This window comes from Gilliamella sp. B14384G10, from assembly GCF_016101685.1.
Taxonomy (GTDB): Bacteria; Pseudomonadota; Gammaproteobacteria; order Enterobacterales; family Orbaceae; genus Gilliamella; species Gilliamella apis_A.
In genome coordinates this window covers 838277-851085 of sequence record NZ_JACFQA010000002.1, presented here as the reverse complement: position 1 = coordinate 851085, position 12809 = coordinate 838277, and the positions used below count along the sequence as shown (strand labels likewise).

Here is a 12809-nt window from a genome sequence, read left to right as displayed (position 1 = left end):
CAGTTCCGGTCTGGTTAAATAAGGCTAATACTATAATCAAAGTTTTCCATGAAATCACCCCCGAAATTGTTAATTTTTATCCTAAAAAAAGAATTATTGATATTTACCAAGAGTTTTAATAAAAGGAAGCATTGTTATGAATAGCATTATCAAGGTTTTATTGCTTTATACCACTCACGAAAAGCAAACCCTTAAAATTATGCAGCGAATAAAAACACAGCTTGCTGGTAAATGCGATTGTGATTTGATTGAGTTATTACCAAATAGCCATATAGATCTTGCTAATTACCAAGCGGTATTGATTGGGGGGTCTATTCGATATGGTTTTTATAGTAAAACCATGAAAAAATTTATTGATGCTAACTATCTGCAATTAAACACACTCAAATCTGGCTTTTTTGGCGTGAATATGGTGGCAAGAAAACCGAATAAAAATACGCCTGAAACGAATATATATACTAAAAAACTCTTAGCTAAAATTGCATGGCAACCAACGATTAAAGCGGTATTTGCTGGAGCACTTTATTATCCAAAATATAATTGGTTTGATCGTAATATGATTCGTTTTATTATGTGGTTAGGTAAAGGTGATACCGATGTGACTAAAGAAGTGATTGAGTATACAAATTGGGACAAAGTAGATGAGTTTGCTCATCAATTTGCGACACTTATCAATGAGTAATCTTAGTTATCCCTATAAAATAAGTCAGTATTCTCGTTATATATCAAGTCTTAAAGTTCTTTTTAAGAAACTTTGTGATATAGATCAACATTTTTACTAAAAAGGTGTACAATATTGCGCCTAAAGAATTTATCTCCTAATTGGGATTTTAATTGTGATTGAAAATTTAAGAAATATAGCCATTATTGCTCACGTTGACCATGGTAAAACAACCTTGGTTGATAAATTATTAAAACAGTCTGGTACGCTTGATAATTTACGTGGCGACGACAATGAAAGAATAATGGACTCTAATGCGCTAGAAAAAGAGCGTGGTATTACTATTTTAGCTAAAAATACGGCTATCGATTGGAATGGTTATCGTATTAATATTGTTGATACTCCGGGACATGCTGATTTTGGTGGTGAAGTTGAACGTGTAATGTCAATGGTTGATTCGGTATTATTGCTGGTTGATGCAATGGACGGACCAATGCCACAAACACGTTTTGTTACCCAAAAAGCGTTTGCTTATGGTTTAAAACCGATTGTTGTTATCAATAAGGTTGACCGTCCAGGCGCTCGTCCTGATTGGGTTGTGGATCAAGTATTCGATTTATTTGTAAATCTAGGTGCAACTGATGAACAGCTTGATTTCCCAATTGTTTATGCATCAGCATTAATGGGATTTGCAGGACTTGATCATGAAGATATGGCTGAAGATATGACGCCATTATTTGAAGCAATTGTTGAACATGTTGAGCCACCAGCAGTTGACTTAGATGGTCCTTTCCAAATGCAAATTTCACAACTTGATTATAATAACTATGTTGGTGTTATTGGTATTGGTCGTATTAAACGTGGTCGTGTTAAACCAAATCAACAAGTCACTATTGTTGATAGTGAAGGTAATAAACGCACTGGTAAAGTAGGCCAAGTATTAGGTCATTTAGGTTTACAACGTTATGAAGCTGAAGTTGCTGAAGCAGGTGATATTATTGCGATCACTGGTTTAGGCGAACTCGGTATCTCTGATACGATTTGTGATAATAGTTGCGTTGAAGCATTACCTGCATTAAGTGTTGATGAACCAACTGTTACTATGTTCTTTAATGTTAATAGTTCACCATTTGCTGGCAAAGAAGGTAAATATGTGACTTCACGTCAAATTCTTGAGCGTTTAAACAAAGAACTGGTGCACAATGTGGCTTTACGCGTTGAAGAAACTCCTGACCCAGATGCATTTAAAGTTTCAGGTCGTGGTGAGTTGCACTTATCGGTTCTTATCGAAAATATGCGTCGTGAAGGTTATGAGCTTGGGGTATCACGTCCTAAAGTTATCTATAGAGAAATCGATGGTAAAAAGCAAGAACCTTTCGAACAAGTTACTTTAGATATTGAAGAACAGCACCAAGGTTCAGTGATGGAAGCTTTAGGTTTACGTAAAGGTGATTTAACCAATATGTTACCTGATGGTAAAGGTCGTGTACGTTTAGATTATGTGATCCCAAGCCGTGGTCTTATCGGCTTTAGAACTGAATTTATGACTATGACATCTGGTACTGGTTTACTTTACTCAACATTTAGCCATTATGATGATGTACGTCCAGGTGAAATCGGCCAACGTAATAATGGTGTAATGATTTCGAATGGTACAGGTAAAGCGTTAGCTTATGCACTTTATAGCTTACAAGATCGCGGTAAATTATTCCTTGGTCATGGTGCAGAAGTGTATGAAGGACAAATTATTGGTATTCATACCCGCTCAAATGATTTAACCGTTAACTGCTTAACGGGTAAAAAATTAACTAACATGCGGGCATCGGGTACTGATGAAGCGACTACGCTTTCACCACCAGTTAAAATGACATTAGAACAAGCATTAGAATTTATTGATGATGATGAATTAGTAGAAGTTACACCATTATCTGTACGTTTGCGTAAACGTCATTTAACTGAAAATGATCGTAAACGAGCATTCAGAAGCAATAAAGAGTAATGTCAGTAAAAAACTAGCAAGTTTGACTTGTCAGTTTAAATTAGAAATGAAAACCTCGCTAATTAGCGAGGTTTTTTTTGGCTTTCACTCTGGCAATAGCATCGGCAATTGATTGCTTGCGATCTTTTTGTGTCGTCGCATTACTATTGCTTATTGGCATCGACCTAGGGAATAAAATGGTTGGTGGTACCAGTTGATTGTGATTTAATCGTTGCTGTTTTTTTTGCGTTAACAGTAACTCTTCCTGTTCATTTAAGGCATTACCTAGTGTACTTAAGGTAATACAGTCAGTTGGACAAGTATTAATACAATTACTACAAGATGTACAATATTGTGGCAATATGGTATGTAATACTTGTTTGCTCCCTACAATAGCATCAGTTGGGCAAACGCGTATACATTTGCCACAACCAATACAATTTTCTTCATCAATTAACGCTTTATATTGTTTTTGCATAATAATTTTTTAAATTAACTTAAACCAACAATATTACCATCTTTGTCAATATCGATATTTCGATAAGCCGGATTAGTACCAAGTCCAGGCATTGTCATCACATTACCTGCATAAACACGAATAAAACCAGCACCGGCAGATATTGCTAAATGACTGATATCAACATCAAAATCGGTTGGCACATTTTTTAAGTTTGCATCAGCACTAATTGACATTGGTGTTTTCGCGATACAAAGTGGTAAGTGATCTAATTTTAATGCTTCGATTTCTTTAATGTTTTTAAGCGCTGTGTCTGATAAATTAGCTTTATTTGCACCATATTTTTTTACCATTGTTTGGATTTTATCTATTAATGGCATACTGTCAGGATAAGGTAACTTGATTTCACTTGGCATATCACACGCTTTAATCACATGTTTAGCCAGTTTCTCTGCGCCTTTACCACCTTGAGTAAATACTTCACTGACTTCACAAGCAAATGCACCGTGTTCAATGGCGTATTTTTGTAAAAATGTTAATTCTTCTTCACTATCATGTGGGAATCGATTGATTGCGACAATCACTTGTAAACCATAACTTTTAGCATTATTGATATGCCACGCTAAATTAGCTGCACCAATTTCAAGTAATTCTACATTAGACTCTGAAATCTCTTTTGGTATGGCTTGTCCTGGTTTGATATTATATTTACCACTATTGGATTTTAAGCTACGCACAGTTGCAACAAGCACTACACAAGATGCCTTGATACCAGCTTGACGGTATTTAATATTAAAGAATTTTTCCATTCCCATGTCTGAGCCGAATCCTGCTTCGGTTATAACATAGTCAGCTAATTGCATAGCAATGCGGTCTGCAATTACAGATGAATTACCATGAGCAATATTGGCAAATGGACCAGCATGGATTAATACAGGCGTATTTTCCACTGTTTGCATAAGGTTTGGATTAATGGCATTTTTAAGCAGAACGGTCATTGCTCCTGCAACTTCAAGTTGTTCAGCAGTAATTGGTTCACCACTAGTATTATAGGCTAAAATAATTCGTCCAATTCGTGCGCGCATATCGTGTAGATCAGATGCTAACGCTAAAATTGCCATAAGTTCTGATGCAGCGGTAATTTCAAAGCCATCTCGGCGTTCAACACCGTTAACTCCACCACCGACACCAACAGTAATATTTCGTAGCGCACGGTCATTGTGATCGATAACTCGTTTCCAGACAATACGGTTTATATCGATATTTAGACGAGGCAAACCTGTTTGTGCTGTAAATTCCTCACCCAGACGTTCTTCATGGTAAAGTCGAGAATCCAATGCTGCAGACGCTAAATCATGCGCAGCGGTGATCGCATGAATATCACCAGTAAGATGAAGATTTAATGTTTCCATTGGTAATACTTCAGCCTGTCCACCACCTGCTGCACCACCTTTAACGCCAAACACTGGCCCTAAACTAGGTTGACGAATACAAGCGATAGCAGATTTTCCCAAATAATTTAAACCTTCACTTAATCCAATAGTATTGACGGTTTTTCCTTCACCGAGTGGTGTAGGGGTTATTGCTGTGACTAATACTAATTTACCCTGATCCTTATTTTGATTTGCTTTAATAATAGATAAATCAATTTTAGCGACATATTTACCATGAGGCAGCACATATTCATCAGGGATATTACATTGTTTTGCGATTTCAGTTATTGGACGTAAAGGCATATTCGTTCTCGTATTAAATTAAACAGGTTGTCAGTATAAAGAATTTAAAATGCCGAATAAAGCAACAATTTTATCTTTATTGATTTTCGGCACAATCTTTAATTATATTGTTATAATGGGCAAATTTTTAAACTATAGGATAATTGTCAAATGAATTGGTTTTCACAGTATTCGCTTTTCCTGGCTGAAACAGTAACCGTTGTTGTTGCTATTTTAGCAATATTAATATTTATTTTATGTCAGCGTCGAAAATCATCCACTGTTGCTGGGCGAATGTCAGTCAAAGATATAAGTAAAGAGTATGAACAAGCTAAAGATGAAATGTTAATGTCTAGTATGGACGAGACCGAAGTCAAACAATTCACTAAAAATCTGAAAAAACAGAAAAAACTTGAAAAGAAACAGGCTAAACAAACAGCTAAACTAAATAAGAAACAAACCGATAATGCGTCGTCGGACGATACTGTAAAATTATCCGAGACAACATCAGCTTTACAGACAAAACCTAAACTGTTTGTTCTATCATTCAATGGTAGTATGGATGCGCATGAAGTAGAAGAGTTGCGCCAAGAAATTACTGCCGTATTAGCTATCATCAAACCAGAAGATGAAGTTGTGGTAAAACTTGAAAGCCCTGGTGGGGTAGTGCATGGTTATGGGTTGGCCGCTTCGCAATTATTACGCTTTAGAACACGAAATATTCCTTTTACTGCGGTGGTAGATAAAGTTGCAGCAAGTGGCGGCTATATGATGGCATGTACAGCCAACAAAATAGTTGCAGCACCATTTGCTATTGTTGGTTCAATTGGGGTAGTTGCGCAAATTCCTAATTTTAATCGATTACTCAAAAAGCATGATGTCGATATTGAATTGCAAACAGCAGGTGAATACAAGCGAACTTTAACCATGTTCGGCGAAAATACCGACGAAGGTCGCCAAAAATTCAAGCAAGAATTAGAAGAGACTCATCTATTATTTAAAGACTTTGTAAAAGAATATCGCCCTAATATTGATATTGAACAGGTTGCTACAGGAGAACATTGGTTTGCAACACAGGCTAAAGAAAAGGGTTTAGTCGACGAAATTAGTACCAGTGATGATTTTATCTTATCGCATTTGGACACGCATAAAATTATTGCAGTTAGCTATCAACGTAAACAAAAGTTATCAGAAAAACTTTCGAAAAATGTTGTAAAAGGCATGGAAAGGTTATTCTTTAGACAAGGAAACGGACTGTAACAGTCCGTTTTTTGATTAAGATAAAATCAAACTGTTCGCATGCGAACAGCATAAATAACCCTACGATAATATTGTAAAAAATTAAAAAAGCATTTTAGAACGTTAATATGTGTTACATTCAACCTAACTCAATTGTTAACAAGCAATTTTAATACTTAAAATTTGCTTGTTAGCATTATTAGATAATTGCTTTTAAATGATATTTTGTCGGTATTTTACAAAAGTTAATAATTTATACATGAAAATATTTTACGTCGATTTTTTGAACTATTAGAATTTTATCTGCTGAAGAAAATCAGTTAGAAAGCAATCAAATATAATAAAAATTAAAATAACACATTGTGTTAATTAAAAAATATCGAAATACATTATAGTTTTCATCACCCAATTTATCCAACCAATAACTAAAGCCGTTTAATTTAGGTCATCAAGATTCACTATTTCATTTTGGTTTATTTTTTAGTAAATTTTAAGCACTTTGCTAAAATCATTTCACTGCTATTGGTTATGCCGGTAGATCTTTTTAGTGGTATTACTTATTTTACTGTTATTGACCTCTTGCCCTAGTTAAGCGTTGATCATCAAAACATCAAAGATCATTCATGATAAAGGGTCATATTGCTTTATTTACGTTTGTGAACGAAAAAGCTAACTAAGGTTGCTATCATTGTTGGCGTTGAGTGAGAGAGTCATTGAGATAGGTTTATCTACCTTAGGAGGATTAGGTTTGAAATGATAGATTAAACTATGTATTTGCCTAAAATCTCATTTTATCCTTTTTTGTTAGTATCAACTTTTACTAAAGTTAAGTATTGTTATAACAACAGCGTTAAAAAAATTATGAATATTAATAATCAATTATCTCTCTTCACTCCTCTTTTGTTTAAGTTTTGATAAAAATAGTCTGTTTTCAGCTCTGTTGAGTTTGAGTCAAAATAATAATCAGTCATTTTATTATCGGGACCCAATATATATATAAAATGCCTATCATTTAACTCATCTTTTTGATAGCCAACAGCAATAAAATGATCTTCATCTAGCCAAAAAATGGCTTCTAAAAATTGGGTTGTACCAAACCAAAGCACGATCTTTTTGGTTTTATTTTTACGATCGATTAAATAGATTTCTTGGCAATCATCATTGCCGTAAAAAATATATTTATCAGATTGGGTATCATGATCAACATTTAAAAAACTAATATATTTTTGTTTACTTGGTGAATAGTCATACATTTGTGGTATGTAAACATCATCAGTAGCAGATTCAAACCTTTGGTTATGAATACCGTGATAATTTTTATCAAATAGCCAAGAACTTTCATTTCCAGTATAAAAATTTGTTATATCTAAATGATAATAATCGAGCCAATTTTCAATTAAGGGTTTAATCTTGTCGATTGTGGCATTAGATATTTTGCTTTTATTTCTGAACGGATTTGATGCTTGATTTTGTTGCTGCAGATTAATAGAGTTTAGATTATTAGCCGCTATCGCTGTTGATAAACAGCTATTTAACCCAATAAAGGCGATAAAAACAATAATATACTTCATATGATTAACCGATCGATTAGGTGAACATACAATTAATAATTTTTAATCAGAATGTTAATTATTTAATTTTCGAAAATTATAAATTTATAATTATAGTGTAATTAAAATAATGTGTATATTGCTAATAATCGTTAGGATGTAGATTTTAAGTTAAACAACTCTATGTTATGCTTAACCTAATATTCCATCGCAGGACGTTCCATATGATAAAAGATCCATTTTATGATCGTGAGGCGCAAAAATATGATTCGCCGATCGCCAGCCGTGAGCTGATTTTGGACTATTTAACTCAAGAAGCAAAACCAGCTAATTTAGACAAGATAGCTCAAGCAGTATCAATTAAGAATGATGAACAAAAAGAAGCATTACATCGAAGATTGCGGGCGATGGAACGTGATGGCCAAGTGGTGTTTACACGCCGTAAGTGTTATGCCTTACCGGAAAAATTCGATATGGTGAAGGGGAGTGTTATTGCCCACCGTGATGGCTTTGGTTTTTTAAGGGTAGAAGGAAAACCGGAAGATTACTTTTTATCACCTGAACAAATGAAAAAAGTGTTACAGGGCGATGTTATATTAGCACAACCAATTGGAAGCCAATATCGTGGTAAAACAGAAGCACGTGTAGTACGAATTTTAGAGCCCAGAACTAATCAAATTGTTGGACGATATTTTATCGAGCAAGGTGTTGGCTTTGTGGTGCCCGATGACAGTCGATTGAACTTTGATATTTTAATCGCGGGTAAACCAAATCGTACCGTAAGAATGGGGTCGGTTGTGGTAGTTGAATTACAACAACGTCCTGAGCGTCGTCAAAAAGCAGTAGGTATTATTAAAGAAGTTCTTGGTGAGATTATGGGAACCAATTTAGCAATAGATATTGCGTTACGTAATCATGAGATCCCCTACGAATTTCCTAAAGCAGTTGAAAAAGAGGTCAACAAATTTAGTGATCAAGTGCCTGAAAGTGCTAAAAAAGGACGTAAAGATCTACGAGATTTACCGTTAGTTACTATTGATGGTGAAGATGCCCGTGATTTTGATGATGCAGTTTATTGTCAAAAAAATCGTGGCGGTGGCTATCGATTATGGGTAGCAATTGCTGATGTGAGTTATTATGTTCGCAACGGTAAAGCTTTAGATAAAGAGGCTTGCTTACGAGGTACGTCGGTCTATTTTCCATCACGGGTGGTACCAATGTTACCGGAGGTGTTATCTAATGGCCTTTGTTCTCTCAATCCACAAGTTGATCGTTTATGTTTAGTTTGTGAAATGACGGTGTCGAACAAAGGACGTTTAACCGGTTATCAATTTTATGAAGCAGTAATGAACTCACACGCTCGCTTAACTTATACTAAGGTTGCCAAAATTTTAGAAGGTGATAAAGAGTTACGTGAACATTATCGAGAGTTAGTACCTCATCTTGAAAATCTTTATGGCTTATATAAGGTATTAGATAATGCTCGGGTTACTCGCGGAGCAATTGGTTTTGAGTCAGAAGAACCAAAATTCATTTTTAATGCAGATAAACGTATTGAGAGTATTGAATTAGTACAGCGTAATGAAGCACATAAAATTATTGAAGAGTGTATGATTTTAGCCAATGTTGCTGCGGCAAAATTGGTCATTAATGCTGCGATTCCGTCTTTATTCCGCGTGCATGATAGACCGGATGAAGATCGCATGAATAATTTACGCAGTATTTTAAGTGAACTCGGTTTATCACTTGGCGGTGGAGCAAATCCAACACCTAAAGATATTGCCAAATTAATGGGTGATGTTGAAGCAAGACCCGATCATGAGATGTTACAGACTGTAATTTTACGCTCAATGAAGCAAGCAATTTATGATCCCGAAAATCGTGGTCATTTTGGCCTAGCGCTTGACGAATATGCCCATTTCACGTCGCCAATTCGTCGTTATCCTGATTTATTATTACATCGAGCCATTAAATGGGTACTGGCAAATGAACTGCATAAAACTAGTAAAACGGGTGGGTATCGTTATACCACTAGCGAAATGCTTTATTTTGGTGAACACTGCTCAATGACTGAACGTCGTGCGGATGAAGCCGTGCGTGATGTCATTGATTGGCTAAAATGTGACTATATGCAAGATCATGTTGGTGAGGTATTCAATGGTACTATCTCTAGTGTGGTTAATTTCGGCTTTTTTGTCCGGTTAGATGATCTGTTTATTGATGGTTTAGTGCATGTTTCGTCACTGGAAAATGATTATTATATTTATGATGCATCACGTAATCGTCTAATTGGTGAGAATACTCGCTTTAGTTATCGTTTAGGTGATAAAGTTCAAGTAAAAGTCGATAATGTTAATCCAGAAGAGCGTAAAATTGATTTTTCTTTGGTCGGCAGTAATAATAAGCCACAACGTCAAGGTAAGACGGCAAGAGATAAAGCTAATAAAGCTGATATAAGTTTTGCTACTGATTTACCAGTAAAACGCAAAGCTAAAAGTCCACCAGATAGCAAAAAGAAAAAAGCGAACGCTAAAGTAGCAAATAAAGCAGAAGCTAAAGTGAAAAGTAAAAAACGAACAAAAGCTAAAGCAAAATCTAAAGCGGCATCTAAGACTAAATCTAAATCAGCATCGACATCAAGTAATAAGAGAAAAAAAGAGTAATTAACAGATGAGTGAAACAGTATACGGTATCCACGCCATTGAAGCATTGTTAACGCGTGCTCCAGAAAGAATTATTGAAGTTTTTATCGCTAAAGGTCGAGAAGATAAACGCTTGACTGCCCTTGTTCAAGAATTAGAACAGTTAAGTTTAACAGTGAAAGTAACCAATAGACAATATCTAGATGAAAAATCAAAAAATGGTGTTCATCAAGGTATATTAGCGATGGTAAAACCAAGCCGTGGTTACCAAGAAAATGATATCCCATTATTGATGGAACAACATCCCATTCCGGTTATTTTAATTTTAGATGGTGTGACCGACCCACATAATTTAGGTGCCTGCATTCGTACCGCTGATGCCGCTGGTGTCAATTTTATTATTGTGCCAAAGGATCGCTCTGCACCACTTAACTCAACCGCACAAAAAGTTGCTTGTGGCGCCGCTGAAAGCGTGCCTGTAGTTAGAGTTACCAATTTAGCTCGAACTATGCGGATGTTACAAGATGAATATCAAGTTTGGATTGTAGGTACTGCCGGTGAAGCAACCAGCACACTTTATCAGACTGATTTTTATAAAAGTTCAAAAGAGTTATCTCTGGCCTTAGTAATGGGTGCTGAAGGCGAAGGTATGCGTCGATTAACTAAAGAGCATTGTGATGAGCTAGTCAGTATACCTATGGCAGGAATTGTCTCTTCACTTAATGTTTCGGTAGCGACAGGTGTTTGCTTATTTGAAATTGTTAGACAAAAAAATAGAAAGTTTGAGTGATATATCATGTTAGGATTTTTGAAAAAACTTTTACCCAGCAAAAAAACACAATCTTTATCAGAACGAGACTTAAATGGTCGTAATAATGTTGGTTATCCTACCATGCAACTATCGCGTGAAATTGATAGTTTAGTTAAGTCGAAATATAGTGCAGCTAAACATATCATCAATTTGTATAAAGATACGCTGTTTTTTAAATGGGGGCCTAGTGTTTTCAATAACAAATTGTCTGACGAACAGCTTGCTAGTTTATCTGGGCGAAATGTTCAAATGGTCTATTTATTACTGTTTCGTGATATGTTGAGGCACATTGCAAGCTTTGCTAAATTTAAGCACTTTGCGGATGATTGGCCAGAACAATTTGCCCAAGAACTATTAGATAACTGTAAAATGCTTAGCGACAGTGATGATGTAGATATTGCTAAAAAGCAAGATTTATTTGCTAGTACTGAACTTTATACTGTAGATAATCCGATTGAACCAAAACATCCTGAGACTACTGAAATACCTGATTGGACTGTACCGTTAGCCGAATTAGTGATGTTAAAATCTGACATGATTTATCATTGCCATCGTCCGCTAATGGCAGCCATTCTGAAAAAGTCGAATAAGCTAAAATAACCAGTTATTGATTACTTATAGTTTGTTTGATTTTATGATAATGCCTGTTTAAGCATAAATTATTTCTGGCAATTTGATATCCCAAGGTTGATTATCAATATTGGCCAATTTTTGGCAGGAAAATGCGAGCCCAATAGGTAATATCTGTTGTTGTTGATAATTTGCTAGCATTCGGTCGTAATAGCCACCGCCCATTCCCATACGATAACCTCGTTCATCAAAAGCAACTAATGGTGTAAAGACGATATCAAGTTGTGCAAACGGAATGACATTATTGACATTAAGTTCTGGTTCAAAGATGCCAAAATGATTTTTTATGAGTGGCGTATTTGTGGTGTACTTTAAAAAGAGTAGGTGATTTTTACAAAATGGATGGGTAATTGGTAAGTAGACTGATTTGTTTTGTTGCCATAGATATTCAATAATCGGTTTAGTATCGACTTCCCCATCAAATGACAAAAAAATAGCGATATTTTCAGCTTGATTCAAAGCTGGATGATTTTTAATTTTTTGATAAATAATTTGCTGTGCATTACAGCGTTGTTGTGGAGATAAATCACGTCTTTTTTGACGTATCGCTTGCCGAATATTCATTAGTTATCGATTGAAAAAGAAAAGTAAAGAAGCACTCCAAGATGTCGTTAGGGTCGTAACCCTTGAACCCAAGGTTCAAGGTGAGTTGCATGTTTTAATTTTTAGGTTTCCTAAATAAATTAGGCATACACACCAATCAAAAACCACACCACTCTAAATTAAAGAATATCGGCTCAGGGGACTAACCCTTATCCCGAGCATCTCAGAGATAATTAATATAATACAAAATTTAGAGAATCATACAATAGTCTTTGTTGATTATTTACGTTTAAGCTAACTAATTGTTGGTATTTAAAGCGGAATCAAGTAACTGCTGTAGCATTTTTAATCTATTAGCAAACTCATCGCTTTTTTCTTTCTCTTTAGTTAGTTCATAAGATATATTTAGTGCAGCAGTCATAATAAGTTGATCGCTGCCAACTTGTGGTGATTTTTCTCGTAAATTTGTTAAGCGTGCATCTAAATCTTTAGCCGCATTTGTAAGTGCGTCAACTTCTTCAACAGGGCAATTAAATTTTAAAGTTCGCCCAAAAATCTGAACCGTGACAGCTTGAGTTTCCAT

The 12809-nt window shown here is 35.3% G+C and carries 11 protein-coding genes and 1 other RNA gene; 6 read left to right on the top strand and 6 right to left on the bottom strand.

Annotation, left to right across the window (positions count from 1 at the left end; translation table 11 throughout):
- The first annotated feature begins 145 nt into the window (after positions 1-145).
- Both hemG and typA read left to right on the top strand, forming a co-directional pair.
- A complete protein-coding gene (gene hemG, locus H3T54_RS08105) occupies positions 146-682 on the top strand; it encodes a menaquinone-dependent protoporphyrinogen IX dehydrogenase (protein WP_370527369.1) in 537 nt (178 codons plus the stop codon).
- A 154-nt stretch (positions 683-836) separates the two neighbouring features.
- Positions 837-2660, top strand: coding sequence for a ribosome-dependent GTPase TypA (typA, locus tag H3T54_RS08100; protein ID WP_065578484.1), 1824 nt, complete (start codon positions 837-839; stop codon positions 2658-2660).
- A gap of 58 nt (positions 2661-2718) precedes the next feature.
- Here typA and H3T54_RS08095 read toward each other — a convergent pair whose 3' ends face one another.
- Both H3T54_RS08095 and H3T54_RS08090 read right to left on the bottom strand, forming a co-directional pair.
- Positions 2719-3117, bottom strand: a complete 399-nt coding sequence (locus H3T54_RS08095) for an RnfABCDGE type electron transport complex subunit B (RefSeq protein ID WP_198221939.1) — start codon at positions 3115-3117, stop codon at positions 2719-2721.
- A gap of 14 nt (positions 3118-3131) precedes the next feature.
- Positions 3132-4832, bottom strand: coding sequence for a formate--tetrahydrofolate ligase (locus H3T54_RS08090; protein ID WP_198221937.1), 1701 nt, complete (start codon positions 4830-4832; stop codon positions 3132-3134).
- Positions 4833-4982: 150 nt separating this feature from the next.
- Here H3T54_RS08090 and sohB point away from each other — a divergent pair, with 150 nt between their 5' ends.
- Positions 4983-6071 carry a protease SohB gene (sohB, locus tag H3T54_RS08085; RefSeq protein ID WP_198221935.1) on the top strand — a complete coding sequence of 363 codons (1089 nt, stop codon included), beginning with the start codon at positions 4983-4985 and terminating at the stop codon, positions 6069-6071.
- Positions 6072-6925: 854 nt separating this feature from the next.
- Here the strand turns inward: sohB and H3T54_RS08080 are convergent.
- Positions 6926-7621 (bottom strand): hypothetical protein, encoded by a 696-nt coding sequence (locus tag H3T54_RS08080; protein WP_086363700.1) that lies wholly within the window; start codon positions 7619-7621, stop codon positions 6926-6928.
- Between the two features lie 203 nt (positions 7622-7824).
- On the opposite strand from H3T54_RS08080, the gene rnr reads away from it, so the two are divergent.
- From rnr to H3T54_RS08065, 3 genes are read left to right on the top strand one after another with little or no spacing between them, the layout of a single operon-like run.
- On the top strand, positions 7825-10263 hold the full coding sequence (gene rnr / locus H3T54_RS08075) for a ribonuclease R (RefSeq protein WP_198221933.1): 2439 nt from the start codon (positions 7825-7827) through the stop codon (positions 10261-10263).
- Between the two features lie 7 nt (positions 10264-10270).
- Complete coding sequence (rlmB, locus tag H3T54_RS08070) at positions 10271-11032, top strand: 23S rRNA (guanosine(2251)-2'-O)-methyltransferase RlmB (RefSeq protein WP_198221931.1); 762 nt, start codon at positions 10271-10273, stop codon at positions 11030-11032.
- Positions 11033-11050: 18 nt separating this feature from the next.
- Positions 11051-11653 carry a hypothetical protein gene (locus tag H3T54_RS08065; RefSeq protein WP_198221929.1) on the top strand — a complete coding sequence of 201 codons (603 nt, stop codon included), beginning with the start codon at positions 11051-11053 and terminating at the stop codon, positions 11651-11653.
- Between the two features lie 48 nt (positions 11654-11701).
- Here the strand turns inward: H3T54_RS08065 and H3T54_RS08060 are convergent, their stop codons facing one another.
- The 3 genes from H3T54_RS08060 to zapA form a co-directional block, all read right to left on the bottom strand.
- A complete protein-coding gene (locus tag H3T54_RS08060; RefSeq protein WP_198221927.1) occupies positions 11702-12247 on the bottom strand; it encodes a 5-formyltetrahydrofolate cyclo-ligase in 546 nt (181 codons plus the stop codon).
- 29 nt (positions 12248-12276) lie between these two features.
- Positions 12277-12459: non-coding RNA, 6S RNA (gene ssrS / locus H3T54_RS08055), on the bottom strand.
- A 65-nt stretch (positions 12460-12524) separates the two neighbouring features.
- Complete coding sequence (zapA, locus tag H3T54_RS08050; RefSeq protein WP_034903801.1) at positions 12525-12809, bottom strand: cell division protein ZapA; 285 nt, start codon at positions 12807-12809, stop codon at positions 12525-12527.